The 19,570-nt window shown below is 49.4% G+C and carries 18 protein-coding genes; 10 read left to right on the top strand and 8 right to left on the bottom strand.

Going from position 1 to position 19,570, the window contains the following annotated elements:
• The first annotated feature begins 17 nt into the window (after positions 1-17).
• Positions 18-1,286, top strand: coding sequence for a threonine ammonia-lyase IlvA (ilvA, locus tag MKX98_RS05120; RefSeq protein WP_071221525.1), 1,269 nt, complete (start codon positions 18-20; stop codon positions 1,284-1,286).
• Between the two features lie 141 nt (positions 1,287-1,427).
• Here ilvA and MKX98_RS05125 read toward each other — a convergent pair whose 3' ends face one another.
• From MKX98_RS05125 to MKX98_RS05135, 3 genes are all read right to left on the bottom strand, one after another.
• Positions 1,428-2,366 carry a hypothetical protein gene (locus MKX98_RS05125; protein ID WP_339221788.1) on the bottom strand — a complete coding sequence of 313 codons (939 nt, stop codon included), beginning with the start codon at positions 2,364-2,366 and terminating at the stop codon, positions 1,428-1,430.
• Between the two features lie 126 nt (positions 2,367-2,492).
• The gene (locus MKX98_RS05130; RefSeq protein ID WP_194541004.1) at positions 2,493-3,155 is read right to left on the bottom strand and encodes a DUF1129 family protein; all 663 of its coding nucleotides are present in this window, start codon (positions 3,153-3,155) and stop codon (positions 2,493-2,495) included.
• 2 nt (positions 3,156-3,157) lie between these two features.
• Positions 3,158-3,493, bottom strand: a complete 336-nt coding sequence (locus MKX98_RS05135; protein ID WP_009592352.1) for a PadR family transcriptional regulator — start codon at positions 3,491-3,493, stop codon at positions 3,158-3,160.
• A 284-nt stretch (positions 3,494-3,777) separates the two neighbouring features.
• On the opposite strand from MKX98_RS05135, the gene MKX98_RS05140 reads away from it, so the two are divergent.
• The 6 genes from MKX98_RS05140 (at position 3,778) to MKX98_RS05165 (ending at position 9,470) form a co-directional block, all read left to right on the top strand.
• Positions 3,778-4,032 carry a hypothetical protein gene (locus MKX98_RS05140; RefSeq protein WP_220686502.1) on the top strand — a complete coding sequence of 85 codons (255 nt, stop codon included), beginning with the start codon at positions 3,778-3,780 and terminating at the stop codon, positions 4,030-4,032.
• Between the two features lie 190 nt (positions 4,033-4,222).
• Positions 4,223-5,050 carry an alpha/beta fold hydrolase gene (locus MKX98_RS05145; RefSeq protein WP_071221519.1) on the top strand — a complete coding sequence of 276 codons (828 nt, stop codon included), beginning with the start codon at positions 4,223-4,225 and terminating at the stop codon, positions 5,048-5,050.
• 77 nt (positions 5,051-5,127) lie between these two features.
• The gene (locus MKX98_RS05150; protein ID WP_339221793.1) at positions 5,128-5,904 is read left to right on the top strand and encodes a class III extradiol ring-cleavage dioxygenase; all 777 of its coding nucleotides are present in this window, start codon (positions 5,128-5,130) and stop codon (positions 5,902-5,904) included.
• 315 nt (positions 5,905-6,219) lie between these two features.
• On the top strand, positions 6,220-6,960 hold the full coding sequence (locus MKX98_RS05155; protein ID WP_339221795.1) for a hypothetical protein: 741 nt from the start codon (positions 6,220-6,222) through the stop codon (positions 6,958-6,960).
• 228 nt (positions 6,961-7,188) lie between these two features.
• On the top strand, positions 7,189-7,599 hold the full coding sequence (locus MKX98_RS05160; protein WP_071221516.1) for a BlaI/MecI/CopY family transcriptional regulator: 411 nt from the start codon (positions 7,189-7,191) through the stop codon (positions 7,597-7,599).
• On the top strand, positions 7,599-9,470 hold the full coding sequence (locus MKX98_RS05165) for a M56 family metallopeptidase (RefSeq protein ID WP_339221797.1): 1,872 nt from the start codon (positions 7,599-7,601) through the stop codon (positions 9,468-9,470). Before MKX98_RS05160 ends, MKX98_RS05165 begins: the two co-directional genes overlap by 1 nt.
• A gap of 147 nt (positions 9,471-9,617) precedes the next feature.
• On the opposite strand, the gene MKX98_RS05170 is transcribed toward MKX98_RS05165, so the two are convergent.
• Together MKX98_RS05170 and MKX98_RS05175 are read right to left on the bottom strand one after the other, a co-directional pair.
• Entirely contained in the window at positions 9,618-9,878 is a 261-nt protein-coding gene (locus MKX98_RS05170; RefSeq protein ID WP_339221799.1) for a hypothetical protein, read from the bottom strand.
• 745 nt (positions 9,879-10,623) lie between these two features.
• On the bottom strand, positions 10,624-11,163 hold the full coding sequence (locus tag MKX98_RS05175; protein ID WP_220686499.1) for a DoxX family protein: 540 nt from the start codon (positions 11,161-11,163) through the stop codon (positions 10,624-10,626).
• 1,444 nt (positions 11,164-12,607) lie between these two features.
• Between MKX98_RS05175 and MKX98_RS05180 the strand changes: the two genes are divergently transcribed.
• Entirely contained in the window at positions 12,608-13,873 is a 1,266-nt protein-coding gene (locus MKX98_RS05180; RefSeq protein WP_063477462.1) for an IS110 family transposase, read from the top strand.
• Positions 13,874-14,441: 568 nt separating this feature from the next.
• On the opposite strand, the gene MKX98_RS05185 is transcribed toward MKX98_RS05180, so the two are convergent.
• The 3 genes from MKX98_RS05185 to MKX98_RS05195 form a co-directional block, all read right to left on the bottom strand.
• A complete protein-coding gene (locus MKX98_RS05185) occupies positions 14,442-14,966 on the bottom strand; it encodes a DoxX family protein (protein ID WP_071221512.1) in 525 nt (174 codons plus the stop codon).
• 261 nt (positions 14,967-15,227) lie between these two features.
• On the bottom strand, positions 15,228-15,767 hold the full coding sequence (locus MKX98_RS05190) for a DoxX family protein (RefSeq protein ID WP_339221801.1): 540 nt from the start codon (positions 15,765-15,767) through the stop codon (positions 15,228-15,230).
• Positions 15,768-16,056: 289 nt separating this feature from the next.
• The gene (locus MKX98_RS05195) at positions 16,057-16,911 is read right to left on the bottom strand and encodes a LysR family transcriptional regulator (RefSeq protein WP_194545052.1); all 855 of its coding nucleotides are present in this window, start codon (positions 16,909-16,911) and stop codon (positions 16,057-16,059) included.
• Between the two features lie 131 nt (positions 16,912-17,042).
• On the opposite strand from MKX98_RS05195, the gene MKX98_RS05200 reads away from it, so the two are divergent.
• Together MKX98_RS05200 and MKX98_RS05205 are read left to right on the top strand one after the other, a co-directional pair.
• A complete protein-coding gene (locus tag MKX98_RS05200; protein ID WP_339221803.1) occupies positions 17,043-18,032 on the top strand; it encodes a zinc-binding dehydrogenase in 990 nt (329 codons plus the stop codon).
• A 382-nt stretch (positions 18,033-18,414) separates the two neighbouring features.
• Positions 18,415-19,494 (top strand): DUF3048 domain-containing protein, encoded by a 1,080-nt coding sequence (locus MKX98_RS05205; protein WP_339221805.1) that lies wholly within the window; start codon positions 18,415-18,417, stop codon positions 19,492-19,494.
• Positions 19,495-19,570 lie beyond the last annotated feature (76 nt).

Here is a 19,570-nt window from a genome sequence, read left to right on the forward strand (position 1 = left end):
GGAGTGTGATCGAGAGAATGGAAGAGACGTATACGGCAAAACGGGCAGTCAGCATGGAGGACATCGTACGCGCACACCACGTGCTTCGTGAAGTGATCGTGCGGACGCCACTGCAGCGCGACGCTGTGCTGTCAGCCAAGTATGACTGCGAAGTGTATTTGAAGCGCGAGGACTTGCAGGTGGTTCGCTCCTTCAAGATCCGCGGCGCTTACAATATGATTCGCAGCTTGTCAGACGAGGAACGTGGTAACGGGATCGTGTGCGCGAGTGCGGGAAACCATGCGCAAGGGGTGGCTTTCTCCTGTAATGCGCTGAATATTAGAGGCAAGATTTATATGCCGAGTACAACCCCGAATCAGAAGGTGAAGCAGGTGAAGCGTTTTGGCGGGGGCAGTGTCGAGGTCATTTTGACAGGTGATACCTTCGACGATGCTTATGCTGAGGCGATCAAGGCTTGTGATGAGTATGGCATGACCTTTATTCACCCGTTCGATGAAGCGAAGATCATCGCGGGCAACGGCACGATCGGGATGGAAGTTATGGAGGAGCTGGACGCTCCGGCTGATTATATGTTTGTCACCATTGGTGGCGGCGGTCTTGCCGCAGGCGTGGCAACATATGTCAAAACCGTCAGCCCAACGACGCAAGTGATTGGCGTTGAACCGCTCGGCGCAGCGTCCATGATCGAGGCCAAGAAGCAGGGTGAGGTGGTCACCATGCACGAGATCGACAAATTCGTGGATGGCGCAGCCGTTAAGCGTGTCGGGCAGCTGACCTACGATATCTGCTGCGAGCTTGTTGATGACATCGTGACGGTACCGGAAGGAAAAGCCTGCACCACCATCCTGGAGCTGTATAACGAAAATGCAATCGTTGTAGAGCCTGCCGGGTCGCTGGCCGTGGCGGCGCTGGATATGAACCGGGACCGGATTCGCGGAAAAACGGTCGTATGCATCATCAGCGGCGGCAATAACGATATCGACCGGATGCAGGAAATCAAGGAGCGTTCCTTGATTTATGAAGGGCTGAAGCATTACTTCATGATCAACTTCCCGCAGCGTGCGGGAGCACTCCGCGAGTTTCTGGAAGAAGTGCTGGGTCCCGACGACGATATCGCACGCTTCGAATACACGAAGAAGCATAACAAGGAAGACGGGCCTGCCCTGGTGGGCATCGAGCTGCTAAGGCCCGAGGATTACGGTCCGCTGGTAGAGCGGATGCAGCGCAAGGGTCTGGATTATACAGAGCTGAACAAGAACATGAACCTGTTCAATCTGCTGATTTAAGAGGTACACAGACCGCGATAAATAGGCACAGACCACGTATAAAAGCCGGATTCTCCTACAAACGGGAATCCGGCTTTTTTTGATAGCTATTCATTAGGTTATCGATCTTGTTTAACGTTGGTGAATTTGTGGTTCGTTCCTCTAGTCGAGCGGAACCTCCTTCGCACGATACTGCTCCACTTCTTGGGTCAACTTGTCCTTGTTGCTCTCAAGCACTTCAGACCAGGACTTCAGCTTTTTCAGTAGAGCGCTTTTGGAGACGGCGTCGCTGTCCTTGAGCACGCTATCGAAGGCTTGCCGCACTTCCGGATCAAGTAGATTGTCCTCGTACTTGAATAGCGGCGTATTGTTATAACCGTAGAATAAGCTCAGCTCCGTAAAACGAAGCTTCAGCTTCACGTCAGCGGTCCGGTTTGATTTAGGATATGTCGTGATAAAAGCCTCCTGCGCGAGTCCACGTTCAATGACCTCGGACCAAGGGATGACCAAGGCGGCATCACTGACCGCAGGCTTCTCGGACTCCACAATCATGATGTCGATGTAGGCTTGAAGATCCTTATTGATGTAAGGCTTGTATGGTTTCAGTGTTGTATAGTCGATAATCGGGAAGATGACGCCTTCGGTCGTATACAGTCTGTAGCCGCTGTCCCGCAGGTTGATGAGCACCTTCCGAAGCGTGTCGTCCTTGGCTTTGTTTATGGTCGTGTTAATCGGCTCCCCGAATTTGTACAGGTTCATCAGCTTATCCTGAATGCCGATTTCATACACCTTATCGGTTTTTGCCGGGAGTGCATCGTTCATCGCATTCTCCAGTTTGAGGACCAGCATGGTCGCCTGATACGGGGTAACGCTGCGGATATGCTTGGTGATGTAGGCCTTGGCATAAGCCACGTCAGTTTCCTTCAGAAGTTTACTCGCTTTGTTGTACACTGCATTGCCGAAGGCGGTAGCTTTGCTTGAAACTGCGGTTGAACCAGCTTGGGATACGGATGCAGGTGCTGCGTTAGCGATGACGCCGGTCTGGATCGTTAGAATAAGTGCAAGGATGGCAGCAATCGCGGATTTTTTGGATTTTGACATATATATTCCTCCCTTACCACACATTACCCTTATCCTATCATCTTCTATAGAACATTAGTTTACAATGTACGAAAAAATATTAAAGATTTTGTTATGCGCAAGCCGCGAATTCATGACGAATTTGTATTATTTGCTCGAAAAAAGAAGCTTCGTCCCGGCGATTCCGACCAGGAATATGACGAGACTGATCCATGGCGCAATCGTCAGAACCGGCAGCAGCCGCCCCAGCCACACGCCGGCAACCAGAATCAATACGGTGATGGCGACATAAATCCCCATATTGCGGACATTAATCTTGCGCTTGTCCTCCTCCGGCTTGAAGGTGTCGCTCTTCATCGATCTTAACAATGCGTGGATCAGCACATAGGAACCGCCTGCTATCAGAATCAGGGTAGAAATACGGACCTGCGTCATGCGTTCAACCGGTCCCCCGGCCCACATCGTGATGAACCCGACCAGCGCTTGGACGAAGAAAAACCAGGTTAAGGCAATCCACGGGATCATGAGATGATATTGGAGACTGCTGAGGCCCTTCATTTTTGGCAGCTGTTCTACCAGCTCTTTGCAGTAGGATTCGGGATCGCTTCCGAATACGTCCTCGGCGCTTTTGCCTTTGGCTTGGGCGTCCAGCAGGTGCTGGGCGATTTCGAGCAGCAGCTCCTCGCCTTTTTGCTCCTGCACCGAGCTGCTGCGGATATAGACCACCATGTCCTGGTAATAGCTCAGGTTGTTTGGTTTCATGGCATCCTGGAGTCGATTGTTCTCTTTAATCATCTGTTTGGTATTCATGTTCACTGTCCTCCGCGGGTTAGAATGTGGTCCACACTATCTTTAAGCGTTCCCCAATGCTCCTTGAATTGTTGAAGAACCTGTCGGCCTTTATCGGTTAAATTGTAGTATTTGCGTGGGGGCCCCCCGGCACCGGGCGCAGGCCGAAGTGTCCCTTCGATTAACTGCTCTTTCTGCATGCGAAGCAGCAGGGGATAAATGCTGCCTTCGCTCACAAACGTTAGCCCGCTGTCTTCCAGCAGCGTGCTAAGCTCATAACCGTATACCTCCCGATGCTCCATGAGCGAGAGAATGCAGCCTTCGAGAATGCCTTTTAGCATCTGACTTTGGGTGGTCATGAATAGGATTATCCTCCTTCAAGTATATTGCTATGCAAGGTAGTTGGTCGTGTGGAGGCTAGGCTGCCAATTGGAATGATGAATGACGAGTGACAAACTGTCGACTACCTTGTTATGCAATATATCATACCAACAACATACTTGCAATGCAAGGTAGTTCGAAAATTCCATGTCGTATTCGTGAACTAGGTATAATTCCGCCGTTCCTATTTCACAATAATAAGCATTCTGAATCTATAGACGACACCCTAATCACTTTAGGGATAAGAAGGAGGAGTTCTCAGGTGAGTGCTAACTTTTTTGACGACGAATTGCATGGGGGAGACGCTGTGCCGGCCAATGGGCAAGAGGTTGTTGCAGGCAGCAGTACAGCGGATGGGATATTTGGCCAGCCTGAAGGGGGATACGCCTCCGAGGGTGATGAAACAGATCTGTCCGCATCAAGCTTATGGGAGAACGACCCCGTCGGGAAGACCTGGATGAACGATTGGAGCGGGCGCGAAGAGACCCATGCCATGTTTCGCCAGAGCTACGAGTAGGGCTGAGGGTGCGGCGCGAAGCTGGAAGGAACAATTTATTCAGGCGTGAAGAAATATGCCGTGTTTGTCGATCTGCCATGCGTTGACAATCCATAATCACGATGCTAAGATAAGTTTAATTAATTCATATTAAACTTATCGGAATTATTTATATTATGATTACGGCGTGTTATCGCAAGGAGGAATCGGCATGGAGCGGCAAATTACAATCCGGCATAATCAAGAGGAACTTACGGCAACCATCCATTACCCGTTGAAGGAAGCGGCTCAAGGAGGCCGGTGCAATCGGATCCCGCTGGTCATTATCTGCCACGGCTTCGTTGGAAGCCGGATCGGCGTGGACCGGCTTTTTGTCAAAACGGCACGTGCGTTTGCCGAAGACGGGTACATGGTGATTCGGTTCGACTATATCGGATGCGGGGAGAGCTCGGGCAATTATGGCAGCGAGGGTCTCGATTCGATGATTGCCCAGACGCGTTCCGTCCTCGATTATGGACTCAGCTGCACCGATGTCGATCCGACGCGCATCACACTCATCGGGCATAGCTTGGGCGGCGCTGTCGCCCTGCAAACCGCCGTTCGGGATCGGCGGGTGAAGAATCTGATCCTGTGGTCTGCGGTAGGATATCCGTTCAACGATATCGTCAAAATCACCGGTCGCGATGTATACGACACCTCTGTCAAGTCGGGATCCGCCGATTATTTGGGATACTCGTTTACCCCGGTCTTTTTCGAATCGCTGGCACAGGGTCAGCCTTTCCAGGAAGCCATCAAGTTTACGGGCAATGTGCTGGTGATACATGGTACCTCGGATGAGGTCATTCCGGTGGATTACGCATTTTTGTACCAAAAAGTGTTCTGGATGCGCCAGGAAGGCCGCTGCGATAAGGAGATTATCTTCCAGGCCGATCACACGTACTCTGCCGGACCCCAGCGCGAGCTGCTGCTTCAGCGGACACGGGATTGGTTGAACGAGCAGGAGAACATTCAGCAGGAGTGGCAGCACTGGATGATTTAAGGGAGTTATTTGGCATAATGGGCGATTTAACGGTACAATAGAGTTGTCCCTTGATTTTGAAGCTGGAGGTGGCATCGATGACGTTACCTGCTTTATTTATTGCCCATGGTTCGCCGATGATGGCCCTGGAGGACAACGAGTACACCCGCTTCCTTGAGCAGTTGGGGCGGGAGCTGCCTACGCCTAGGGGCATAGCTGTATTTTCTGCCCATTGGGACGATCCGGATCAGCGGCTTACTGAAGACGCCGAGCATGGCACGATGCATGATTTTTATGGATTTCCCGAGGAAATGTACCGAATCACGTATCCTGCCCCAGGCAGCGCAGAGCTGGCAGCTCAGATTCGTAAGCGTTTTGAGTCTAACAATCTGCATGCCAAAGCCGAGACCGGCCGTGGTCTGGACCATGGGGTATGGGTCATTCTGCGCAAAATGTACCCCGATGCGAATATTCCCGTGGTGGCCTTGTCGGTGGACTCCAAGCGCTCGCCGCACGAACAATATTCCATCGGTACGATGCTGTCCGATTTGCGTGAAGAAGGCATCCTGATTATCGGGAGCGGCGGTTTGGTGCACAATCTGCGGATGGTGCACGAGAGCGATGAGCCTGATGAATGGGCGGCTGCATTCGATGAATGGCTCGCGGAGCAGCTGACGGAATGGAATCTGAATCATCTGTTTGCGTTTGACAAAAAAGCGCCTCATGCCAGCGATGCTGTCCCTTCCTATGGACGGGAGCATTTTGTCCCTTTGTTCTATGCAATGGGTGCTGCCGACAACGGCCGCAAGGCAAAGCGATTGTTTCAATCTTACCAATATGGCAGTTTGAGTCTGAACTGCTGGTCATTCGAATAATGAGATGCCGGGCTTGGTTTACAAGCTCGGCTTTTGTTGTGGGCCGATAAAAATGAGATGTTCAGGCGGGGTGGTGGGATACACCTTAGCTCGATTGATTTTGCCGGAGAACAAGAACGTAGCGCCATAGGTTTTATACACAAGCCCATGCAGTCTGAAATAAGATTGCATGGGCTCTTTTTTTCTGTATTCAACCAAACCCCAAAAATTTTTCTGCACAAACCGTGTTGACATAATTGAACTACAGTTGTAGTATTTATTTGAAACTACATCTGTAGTTTGTAAATAAAAATTATAGGAGAGGAGTATTACCAAATGAAAGCAGCAACGAAAGTAGCAATCGCGACACTAAGCAGCATTTTATTAATGGGTTCTTCCGTAAACCTCGCGGCGAAGGCGCAATCCTACGAAAAAGCCCCAAAAGCTACTGTCAAGAAAGCAGCCGAAACAGCCAAGTCTATCTCTGCAGAGGAAAAAAGGCTTATCGAGGATGAGATCCAGAGAGTGAAGGAGTTGACCCAAGAGTCGGGTGATATGTACGTTCTGTATCATAAGTACCCAAAATTAAATAGCGGATTTGATATTAGCTTTTGGGGAGGGATACATGAATTCACTTCATACGAGGACTACTTGAAAAAAGCCTCAACTCTGAAGGGGTCCATCTTGAAGCAGCCTGCCAACCTGCCAAAGGGATACAAGTTTTTATCAGCGGTCATTGAAGGTCCGACCGAAGGAAAGTTCGTTGATGAGGTAAGGGCCGAAGGCAAGAAGAGCGGAAAGCCCATCTATGCGAAAAAGATCGATTGGAAAGAGGCGGCAAGCATCCGTCTTAAATATGCGAGCGGAAAAGACACGCTGGGCTTTTCCAAGTATGCGGCAGACTCGGAGGGAAGCAAAAAGAAAGGTTTCTTTAATGATAAGCTGCCGGCTCATGTCTTTCCAAAATACGTTTTTTGGAATGATGGCGGCAAATTCGAGTACAGCATTTCAACCTCCTCTTTGGATATGTCCAGAAAACAGAAGGTCGAGATTTTGAAAGCAGCGGTGAAAAAATAACATTTGCGTCAGCTTCAGGACTTGCGGACAGGCCCATACAGCTCTGGAAAACAGGATGGCATGAGTTCTTATGCAGATCAACATTCCCACAAGCGGTACAAGTATACTGCATGTAACTAAACCGAGAAAATTTTCTTCACCAAACATGTTGACATTATCAAACTGCAATCGTAGCATTAACATAACTACATATGTAGTTTTATTGAATTAACATTGGAGGTTTCATGCATGAATCAAATACCACCGATTACGGATGCAGAACTGGAAATTATGCGCGTATTGTGGGCTAATCCGGACTGTCCTTCCAGCGAGGTCGTAAAGAAAATGACGGATCTGATGGGGTGGAGCCCCAATACAACTCGGACGCTCCTCAGTCGTCTGGTGCAGAAGGAAGCAGCGGGTGCGAAACTGGAAAAGGGTTCAAAGCGCACCCAACTATTTTATCCGATCATCAGCGAGCAGGAGTATCTGCAGTCTGAAACCAAATCCTTCATGAAAAAACTTTATGGGGGAGCTTTAAAGCCGATGCTGGCCAACTTTTTGCAGGATAAAAAACTGAATGCGCAAGAAATCGAGGATCTGAAGGCTTTGTTTGATGAGAACAGCAGCGACGGGGAAACAGAAAAGAGAGAGCCCTAATGAGTCATACATTGCATGAAAATTTATTGTTGTTTTTCGGCTGGGTCATTCGCGGATCGTTCATGGCCGGCATCATGATCGTCCTTGTCCTGATGCTGCAATTTCTACTAAAAAACAAGATTGAAGCCAGATGGAGATACTGGCTTTGGTTTCCTGTGGCCATTCGCTTGCTGCTCCCTTGGGCACCGGAATCCTCGCTTAGCCTATACAATGTTTTGTCTCTGGAGGCCATAGTGCCCGGCATTCATCAACAAACCCAAGTTTCACCGCTTTGGAAGGAAACGGGGAGAATAAGCGCGGCGATTCATGTTGAGCGCTCTATACACCCGGAAGCAAGCGGAACTTCGGAAGTACCTGCTCCATCCCTTGAATCGGGACCCGTGCAGGACAGCGGTTATTGGTGGAATGGGTTCAAGCAGATAGGCTTCACCAATATACTGATGTCGGTTTGGCTTGCGGGTGTGCTGCTTCTTGCCGCGAAAACGGTATACGACCAGCTTCGATTGAAACAAGCCCTGCGCACGGGCCGAAAAATAGATACGCCTTTTCTATTGGCCGTGTTTCACGAGACGAAACAGCAATTAGGCGTGAAGCAAACCGTGCAGTTTGTAGCCAGCGAGCGAATTCCTGGACCTGCCGTGGTCGGTTTTAACAAACCGGCGATCGTCATTTCGCCCAGTCTGCTTATCACGCTGCAAAAGGATCAACTTCAATACATTCTGGCGCATGAGTTCGCACATATTCAGCGGCGGGACGTCGCAGTGAACTGGTTAATGCATATCATCCTGATCATCCATTGGTTTAATCCGTTATTATGGCTAGCCGTACATAAAGCGAGACAAGACCAGGAGATGGCTTGCGATGCATGCGCCTTGAATCGGATGAGCCCGCAGCAAAACAATGCATACGGACAAACGATCATCCATGTGCTGGACCATTTTTCAGGAAACCAACGTCAGCCGGGACTTGCCGGCCTGTCCGCCACGCATAAACAAATGAAAAGGAGACTTACGATGATTAAACATTTTCACAAAAAATCTTATCGCCTGTCCATTCTGGGGATGGGGATGATTCTCGCGCTAGGCAGCGTGACATTGGTTAATGCTAAGGAAAGCGATGCAGGGAACGTAACGCCAAAGGCTTCCGTGCAGTCGGAACAGGATGGAGCTGTTGTCAATAACGTGCCGGATATTATCGATCCCAAGGGGGATATTGACCGCGAGCTTTACAAAAAAGAGCTGGAAAAGGCCGAAAAAAAAGCAGAAGCAGCAGCCAAGGCTCTAACTCCAGAGGATAAGAAGTATATCGAAGCTGAGACCAATAGAGTGAAGAAGCTAAGCGAAGAGACAGGTGATATGTATGTTCTGTATCATAAATATAAGGATCTTAACAGCGGATTCGACCTAAGTTATTGGGGAGGTATAGAAAAATTCACTGCTTACGAGGACTACTTGATTAGAGCTTCCAAGCTGGAGGGTTCTATTCTGAAGCGGCCTGCCAACTTGCCGGAGGGATTTAAGTTTTCCAAAGCGAGAATTGAAGGTCCAACCGAAGGAAAGTTCCTTGATGAAGTAAGGGCCGAAGGCAAGGAGAGCGGAAAACCCATCTACGCGAAAAAGATAGACTGGAAAGAGGCGGCAACCATTCGTCTTGAATATACGAATGGGAAAGACACGCTGGCCATTTCAAAATTTACGTTGGACTCAGAGGGAAGCAAGAAGAAAGGGTTCTTTGAGGATGATTTCCCGGCGCATATCTATCCAAAATACGTTTTTTGGCATGAAGGCGGCTTTGAATACAGCATTTCAACCACATGGGATATGACCAGGGAACAGAAGATCGATATGCTGAAAGCAGCGGTGCAGAAATAATGTTTTGAGCAAGCTTTGGTCTTGGGTAAGCCCATGCAGTCCTGGAAGTAGGATTGCATGGGCTCTTTTATTGATCAGGATTTTTCTGCAGTCCGAAACCAAATCCTTCAACTATACAACTGCTAAGGAAATGGCATGTCAAACGAGTTACGGCCTGGCCGCAACGGACCTCAGATCCGCTATTTTCGCAATATGCTCGCTTTTGATGGGGTCATCGGACACAGGTTCCGTTAAGTAGCGGATAATCGGCAAAATAAGGACTTTATTCGGTGAATAACGGATCTGTGGTCCGTTCGTGTTAAAAAAAGGGTGCTTTTGGACAAAATAAGGTCCGCTGAGTCCGCTAATATCGTAAGTGACTAGGCAGTGCCCGTATGAACTACGCTCGAAAGTATGAACAACGCTCAAATTTATGGCACTCTCCGGACCTCAGATCCGCTATTTGGCTATTGGCACAGTATTGCAAGATTTATCGGACACAGGTTCCGTTAAGTAGCGGATAATCCGTAAAATGATGACCTTATTTGGTGAATAACGGATCTGTAGTCCGTTTGTGTTAAAAAAAGGGTGCTTTTGGTCAAAATAAGGTCCACTGAGTCCGCTAAAATTGTAAGTGACTAGGCAGTGCCAGTATGAACTACGCTCGAACGTAAGTACGACACTCGAAGTAAGTATGACGCTCTTGGACCTCAGATCCGCTATTTTCGCAATATGCTCGCTTTTGAGGGGTTTATCGGACATAGAATCCGTTAAATTGCCGATAATTCGTAAAATGATGGCCTTATTTGGTGAATAACGGATCTGTGGTCCGTTCGTGTTAAAGAAAGGGTGCTTTTAGTTAAAATAAGGTCCGCTGAGTCCGCTAAAATTGCAAGTGACTAGGCAGTGCCAGTATGAACTACGCTCGAACTTATGTACGACGTTAGAAGGTAAATACAACACTCAGATGTATCACAAAGCTCAATGCATGACAGTGCTCAATGTAAGACAAAGCTCAAATGTATGACAAAGCTGAAATGTATGACAGTGCTCGACCCATATGCCAAATCTCCAATGTATACCACAACAAAAACAGCCCGGCTTGATTGCTCAAGACGGGCTGTGTAATCAATAGGTTAGTTTTAGTTTTTTTGGTTGCAGATGCTTACCATGTTTATGCCGTTTGTTTTTTGAAAGGTGTGTGCGTGGTGCCATCGCCTTTAGTTGTTCTGTGCGTCATTTTGTTCCACAGGCCGCGGAGGTAAGGGAGAACCCAATAATCGAGGCCGATTTTACCGGCGTTGGCAGCAGCGACGATGATCAGCACTTCAAGCAGTAACATCTGGGCGTTGGTGCTCACCGTACCCGAGAAGAGGAATGCGGCGTTCATCACAAGTCCCATCAGAGCGGCGAAGGTAGTGAAGGTACCGAGGATCAGCCCGACCCCTACGAGGAACTCACCGAGCGGGATGATAAAGTTGAAGAGCTTCACTCCCGGCAGTGCCGCATGCTCCAGAAACGCCGCCCACCAGCCTTGGACTGCGGGGTGATCGCCGGCTGCTTTGGCGATCGCGCCTTGCAGGAAGCCGCCTGCTTCAAATCCGCCCGTCAATTTACCCCAACCTGCTGTCATCCACTCATAACCGATGTAGACCCGGATGAAGGTCAGCAGCCACATTGCCAATTTGTTTGTTCTCAGCCAGTTGTTAAACATATAAACCACTCCTTAAAAGTATGATTTCTTTTTTATGAAAGCTTCCTTGCCAATTGTCGGATGATGTGCTGAAGTTCTATGATGTTGTTCTTTAGGAAGATGATCATCTCTTTCATGTCTTTATTATAAGTGAAATAAATCACAATATATGTGATTAAAATCACATTCGTGATAAAAATCATAAAAAACTTTTAATTTGTGAGTTGGCAGGGGGAAGTGACAGATGATAAGCGAGAGGGCGAACAGGTGCAATATATAGAGTAGGAGAAACACGGGACAGTGAGGGGAAGATGCGCACTAGGATATGTGGTGGTAAAGCATGGTGTGTGGAGGATTGTGGGAGTAAGCAAATGGGTAGTAAGCAGGTAATTAGTAAGTATGTGTTGCTAAAGCATGTTGTCTGGAGTATTGCTGGAATAAGCAAATGGGCAGTAAGCAGGTAATTAGTAAGTAATGTGGTGGTAAGCATGGTGTCTAGAGTATTGCGGGAGTAGGTTAAATGGGAATAAGCAGGTAATTAGTGAGTATGTGTTGCTAAAGCATGGTGTCTGGAGTTTTGCGGAAGTAGGCAAATGGGCAGTAAGCGAGTAATTAGTAAGTAATGTGTTGGTAAGCATGGTGTCAGAAGTATTGTGGGAGTAGGTTAAATGGGCAGTAAGCAGGTAATTAGTAAGTAATGTGTTGATAAGCATGGTGTCTGGAGTTTTGCGGGAGTAGGCAAATGGGCAGTAAGCAGGTAATTAGTAAGTAATGTGGTGGTAAGCATGGTGCCTGGAGGATTGTGGGAGTAAGCAAATGGGTAGTAAGCAGGTAATTAGTAAGTAATGTGGTGCTAAGCATGTTGTCTGGAGTATTGCGGGAGTAAGCAAATGGGCAGTAAGCAGGTAATTAGTAAGTAATGTGGTGGTAAAGCATGGTGTCTGGAGTATTACTGGTGTAGGCAAATAGGTAGTAAACAGGTAATTAGTAAGTATGTGGTGCTAAAGCATGTTGTCTGGAGTATTGCGGGAGTAGGTTAAATGGGAGTAAGCAGGTAACTAGTAAGTAATATGCTGTAAGAATATTCTGTGCAGACGTGCAGAGTGAGTAAGCAAGCATGGTCAGTAGGTAATTAATAAAGCTAGTAAGTACAAAGCCAGCAAAGAAAATCTAGCAAGCTGTAAGCAGTATGCGCAAAGCAGCATCTAGTACCTGGTGCGTGTAGATAAAGATGCAACGCATTGGGAGATAGCATATCGCTAGGCCGCTGGGTTCGGTGGTGAAATCGTTACTTGGGGCAAAATGGTGATAAGACACGGATGACCGGTACCGGTGGCATCGGTCACCCGTTAGAATTCCTGTAATACGAATATTTTGGAGATTGAACAAAAACGAGCGCCTCGGTACGATGGGGTTACACACGAGGTCATTGCCTCAAAAAGCCCATCCAGGAGGTCGCTCTACTATGAAGTTTAAAGCACAAGATAAGCAAAATCAACTCATTGAAAACATTACCGCTCATCATCTGGTCGTCGGAGTAGACATTGCTCAAGATACTCATGTTGCCCGGGCCGTCAGCTTTCGCGGGATTGCTTTAGGTGCACCGCTGGAATTCGGTAACCATCTTGAGGGTTTCAAGCTATTTGGACGCTGGATCCAGGATCTACTCCAAACCTACAAGCTTAACAAAGTCATTATAGGCATGGAACCTACAGGTCATTACTGGCTGAATCTTGCGCGCTGGCTCTCTTCTCAGCGCATTGAAGCCGTTCTCGTTAATCCCCATCTCGTTAAAAAGAATAAGGAGAACCGTGACAACTCGCCATCTAAAAGTGACCGCAAAGATGCTCTTGTCATTGCAGACATGGTCAAAAACGGGTACTACTCCCCTGTTCGTTTTCATCCAGAAGCCTACGAAGAACTGCGAATTCTCATGGCTAACCGAGACACGGTTACAAAACGGCTCAACAGTGCTGTTAACCAAATTCATCGATGGGTTGATATCGTGTTCCCTGAGCTGCGCCAGGTCTTTAAAACCCTTACCTGTACCAGCTCTATTGCTACGCTCAGACTCTTTCCCTTACCGGAGGAAATTAGTAGATTAACCACAGAAGAGGTTCTTACCGGTTGGAAACAATATGTAAAGCGTCATGCTGGAGTTAAACGAGCGGAACAGCTCATTGAACTAGCAAAATGCAGCATTGGCGCCACGCAGGCACTCCAAGCCTACAAGCTTCATCTGAGTCAACTACTAGAGGAATATGACTTGGCTCAGCGCCAACTTGAACAAATTGAGCATGAACTTCATCTCATCTTGAGGCGTATCCCCTATGCACAGAAACTGCTCGATATTCAGGGTTTGAATGCAACGAGCTTGGCTGGCATTCTAGGAGAAGCTGGAGATCTGAGCGGCTATGTACATGGAAATGCTTTATTACGACATGCCGGCCTCAATTTAACTGAAGCCAGTTCCGGAAAGTGGCGTGGTAAAATGGCGCTTAGCAAACGCGGCCGCCCTCGTCTCCGACGTTTTCTCTATCTCATGACGATGTGCATGGTCATGACCAATCCGGATATTAGAGCCCTGCACCACCATAATGTCGATGTGAAAAAACTCAAGAAAATGAAATCTATAATGAAATTGTGCGGTAAAGTCGCCCGTATGCTTGTTGGTCTGGCCAAAAGCAGTGAAGCTTACGACTCGACTAAAGTGTTTCCGCAAGCAGCTTAAGCAGTTTTTCTCACCAGCTCATGCATTCGCAGGATGACAAGAAGCACGAGGTATCGGGAGATATTAAACAAAAGGGCTCGGACCCGTTCCGTTAGAAAGACCGACCTCCACCCCTTAGTTAGATGTGACGAAGGAATGAAAGGGCTAAGACCCGTTGAGACATGGGAGTGAGAATCACTAGGGCAAAGTGGAGACGTGCATGATATGGAACAAAGTGGGTATTGGACACAACACCCTTGTTCCCGCATGCCCTTTCTACTGTCCCCAGCCACCGACTCCCCTGGATTCTCTTCTTTCATGTTTAGCTCAGGGTGAAATCCTGCGAATTCATGAGTTTGAGTGAGGAAATTGAATCACTTCGAGGGAGTTTATAAAGGTAAGCCAAGCTGTAAGAGGTCGAAGAGAGGAGAAGCATCAACCATTCCTGTTTAGACATGACGTAAGAATTGGTCTCAATTTAGGATCTGAGGAGTCAGCCCCCATTCATATTACTGGGGAAGCAAGCGCCATCCGCTTGATTTATACTTTTGGATTACACCGCCCCTAAACTCCCACATCCCTTGTAAAATCAGACCGCCTGATTCTGCAGAGAGGAAGGGTCACTGCTGATCTTTGCTTTGCGCGTGAATTTATCTTGGAGGTAGGGCATGAGCCAGCGGTCGATCCCGATCTTTCCGCTGTTGGCGGCCGAGAGGATGATCAGGAATTCGAGCAGCAGGAGCTGACCGTTGATGCTGATGGCACCAGAAAAGAGATACGCAGCGTTCATCACGAGCCCCATCAGCGCTGCGAACACAGTGAATGTGCCGAGAATGAGGCCAAGTCCGACGAGGAATTCGCCCAGTGGAACGATGACGTTGAACCATTTGACGCCGGGCAGCGCGGCATGCTTCAGGAATACGGCCCACCAATCCTGAACCGCAGGGTGCTCACCCGTGGATTTGGCGATGGCCCCTTGCATAAATCCGGTCGCATCGAAGCCTCCCGTTAGCTTGCCCCAGCCTGCCGTCAGCCACTTATACCCAACGTACACCCGAATGACCGTCAGCAGCCACATTGCGATTTTGCTTGATTGCAACCATTGAATAAACATCAGCACCACTCCTCCAATGAATAATCATTCTCTTTTTTTGTTTTCAGATTTTTGCGAATTTGAAAATCGTAATCACGACGGAAGCCGAAAAAACAGCAACGATCTATATAATGTCGCATCATAGCAAATTATTCATATTTGCAAAAATCTGTATTTAAATACAGTATTCGCATAGGCTGCGATTTGGCATAGGTTCTTGGCACGAAAAAAAGACGATGGAGAACCGGAATTCTCCAACGTCTTTTTATGGTTGTTATAAGGTTAAGCTGTGCGCTCTTTCAGATGAGTTGTCGGTGCTTTGGGTTCATGATCACGGTGGGTCATTTTATTCCACAGGCCGCGAAGGTAAGGGAGAACCCAACGGTCAAGACCGATTTTACCGGCGTTGGCCGCAGCGACGATGATCAGCACTTCAAGCAGTAACATTTGGGCGTTGGTGCTCACGGTGCCCGAGAAAAGGAACGCGGCGTTCATGACCAGTCCCATCAGGGCGGCGAAGGTGGTGAAGGTACCGAGAATGAGTCCGAGACCTACCAGGAACTCACCGAGCGGGATGATGAAGTTGAAGAGCTTCACGCCCGGCAGTGCCGCATGCTCCAGGAACGCTGCCCACCAGCCTTGGACGGCAGGGTGATCGCCGGTTGCATTGGCAATTGCGCCTTGGAGGAACCCACCAGCGTCAAATCCGCCGCCTGTCAATTTGCCCCAACCTGCTGTCAGCCATTCATAACCGATATAGACCCGGATGAAGGTCAGCAGCCACATTGCAACTTTGTTCGTTCTCAGCCAATGGTTAAACATATAAACCACTCCTTAAATGAGTTTTGATTTTTGGGATTAACGGGTTATAACGTTGTTTCTGATGCGATGTTGTCGATTCTTGTTGCCTTGGGAAGTGATCACCTTCTCTATGTCTTTATTATAAGTGAAAATATTCACATTACACGTGATAAATATCACAAAGTTGTGAACGTTCAATCGAATCCTCCCACTGACTAGATTACTCAATCGTTTTCGTTTTCAGGAGTGCAGGGATTCTCACGCTGTGGTCATTCGATCCGAGGTGCCCGTTTTGAGGGTCAAACTTCAATCATTTTTGATGCTCCGGCTCCAGAAAAGCTCGAAGGGCGCTGCTCAGCGGCACGTCGCGGTGATAGATAAAATACACCACGACCTCGCGGTAGGACTCCGGCAGTGTCATGGCTGCAATGTTTTTCTCGTTGGAAAGCGAAACGGCATTGGACCTCGGGAGAAGCGCTACGCCGAGACCCGAAGCAACCCCGCCTAACACGGCTTCGAGCGAACCGAACTCTATGATTTGCGGATGTTGAACGCCAGCCTCGGCCAGCAGGCGCTCCACTCTGGATCGGTGGGTGCAGCCTGTCGACAAAATAAGCATCGGCTTCTGCAGCTGCTCCTGCTGGCTTGCCGCTCCGGCTTCGGAGATGAGCACCAGTTCCTCATTATACGAAGGGATCTGTTTCAGTAGAGGATGCGTCAAAGGTCCGTACACGAAAGCGCCGTCCAGTTCGCGGTCCAGCACTTGCTGCATCAGCACGCTGGAGTTGCCCGTGGTGAGGGACAGGCTGACCTCGGGGTGACGGGCATAATAGTCGGCCAGGCGTCCCGGCAGATATGCAGCGGCGGTGGATTCAATCGCACCGATTCGTAGCGGTCCCCGCGGCGTATCCTCTGCCTGTACGGATTTCTCCGCTTCATCCAGCAAATTTAAAATTTGACGCGTGTATCCAAGCAGGCGCTCGCCGGCCGGGGTCAGTTCCATCCCACGATTGCTTCGGATAAACAGGGCCGTCTGGAGCCTGTCCTCCAGCTGGCGGATCCGGCCCGTGACGTTGGAGGGAACATACTGCAGGCGTTGGGCCGCCCGCGTAATGCTGCCTTCCTCCGCTACTGCTCGGAATATCCGTAAATCTCCGCTTTCCATTAGTCTCACCTTCCTGACTTCATTCTGACTGAATGCCATATTCATTACTATTCATTTTACATGCTCCGAGGCGAACTATACAATTGAACCTAACATGGCCTACACAAGCCGGAAGAAGGGGAGAGATTCATGTGAAAGCAGCCATTCATCACGGCCGGAGCGGTCTGGACGGACTTCGGGTCGGCAATATGGAATCGAAACAACCGGGTCCCGGTGAGATCCGGGTCCGTTTAAAGACGGCCGGACTCAATCACCGCGATCTGTTTCTGATGAAGGGACGTCATGCGGCGGATGCTCCGCTCATTCTGGGCTCAGACGGAGCAGGCATCATTGATGCCGTGGGTGAAGGAGTGGGGGGTCTGACAGTCGGCACGGAAGTCATCATCCATCCGACGATCGGTTGGGATAACACCGAAGAGGTCCCGGTGGTGCCGCAGATCCTGGGCGGACCCACGGACGGTACGTTTGCTGAAACGGTCGTCATTCCAGCGGACAATGCCTTCAGAAAGCCGACATACCTGACATGGGAGGAAGCGGGAGTACTGTCTTTATCCGCGCTAACGGCCTACCGTGCGCTGTTTACGAGGGCGCATATCAAGCCTGGCGAGCATGTGCTTATACCAGGTATAGGAGGCGGGGTTGCAACCTACGCCATGCTCATGGCCCAGACTGCGGGGGCTGTCGTCAGCGTCACTTCCCGAAGCCAAGCCAAGCTCGAAGAAGCGCGGCGCTATTCTGTGCATAAGGCTTTTTCGAGCAGCGGGGATTGGAGCGAAGAGCTGCAAGGGGAGAAGGTGGACGTGATTCTGGATAGTATCGGTCCGGCTACCTTTCCCCAATACTTGGAAGTGATCAAGCCGAATGGGCGGATCGTCAGCTTTGGGGCCAGCTCCGGCGACGCGGTCGAGGTTCCGCTGAGAGCCTTATTTTTTCCGCAGCTGTCCTGGATCGGTACGTCGATGGGGAGCCGCGAGGAGTTTGGAGAGATGCTTCGGTTCATGGAGGAGCACACCATTGCGCCCCTGATCGACCGGATGTACCCGCTGGATGAGATTCTGGATGCGTTCCGGCGGATGACGGCGGGCGAGCAGTTTGGCAATATTGGTTTGCGGATCGGATGACCATCGGCATCTCGTTTCCCTTCGGAAACTTTCGCGGCTAAATAAATGCATGGAAGCAGGAAGTCTCTTAAAGGCATACATACTATACGTATGCCTTCTAAGAGACTTTTTTATGTCACAAACCGGGTCGTTAAGAACCTCACCATGGTTTGAGTTGGAACTGCTGCCAAGGTTATTCATGAAAGGATTGGATCCCTTCTATATACAGACAAAGCACGGATTTTGTGATTAAATGTAAACTAAAGTTGATTGTCGGTTGGAAATTTTGGGGAAATAGGTTGGAAATTTAGGGTAATAAGTAATGGGAGCGTTCATAGGGGGAAACCATATGTTTAGCAAAGGGTCTTTGTCTTTCCAAAAATTCGCGTGGAGGACAAGCTTAATGTCGATGGCGACAGTTCTTATGCTGTCGGGGTGCGGCGGCGATAAACAGCAGGCGGAGCCTGCTCCGGCACCGGTGGTGGAGGCTCCGATCGAGCAGCCGGTAGAAGTGCCTCAAGAGGAAACGTCCTCTCCATATAAAGCACCGCTGACAGGAATGCCGTTAGAAGCGTCACTGACGCAGCGGCCGCTGGCCGTTATGATCAATAACGCACCGGCGGCAAGGCCGCAGTCGGGTCTGGGACAAGCGGATATGGTGTATGAAGTGCTGGCGGAGGGAGGGATCACGCGACTGATCGGCATTTTCCAAAGCCAGAGCGGCATTGAGAAGATCGGGCCGATTCGCAGCATTCGTCCTTATCTCATCAATCTTGGCGAGAGCTACGGCGGCGTTCTGGTCCACGCGGGCGGCAGCCCTGAAGCTTATAGCATCATCCAAAAGCAAGGCAAGCAGGATATGGACGAGATCGGAAATGCAGGTTCTTATTTTTGGAGAGACAAGGAACGCAAAGCGCCGCATAATCTGTATTCCAGCGACGAGAAGCTCCGTGAAGGAGCGGCCAAGCTTAATTATGGCAACGACGTGAAGGTGCCGCAATATTCGTTCTATTCGGAGCCGACGGCTGCAAGCGGCGAAGGTGCAGAAGGAACGGCGCCTGTGGAGGTTATTTCCGGTGAACCCGGGGAGAAGGTAGAAATCAAATTTTTACTAGACAGTTATGTGGTGGCTTATCAGTATGATGGTTCGTCCAATACGTACAAACGGTGGGTCAATGGATCGCCGCATGTGGATCTTAACGATAATGTCCAGCTTGAAGCCGCGAATGTCATCGTGCTCGGGGCGGATCATAAAGTGCTGGATGATGTGGGCCGACTTTCCGTGAATGTGGAAGCGGGCGGGAAAGCGATGCTGTTCCAGCGCGGAGAGGTCATCGAGGGGCAGTGGGTACGCGCAGCGGGCGATGCGATCCGTTTTGTGAAGGACGGCAAGGAAGTGCCGTTGGTGCCGGGAACGACGTATTTCAATATTGTGCCGAATTCGCCTTCTTTTGAAAGCCATGTGACCATTACGAATCCTTGATGTATAAGAGGTGGATGTTGGATGCATATCGGGATAATTTGCACACAGACGGAGATGTTAATAGGCAAGGGAAATG

This window comes from Paenibacillus sp. FSL W7-1332 (assembly GCF_037969785.1).
GTDB lineage: Bacteria > Bacillota > Bacilli > Paenibacillales > Paenibacillaceae > Paenibacillus_AQ.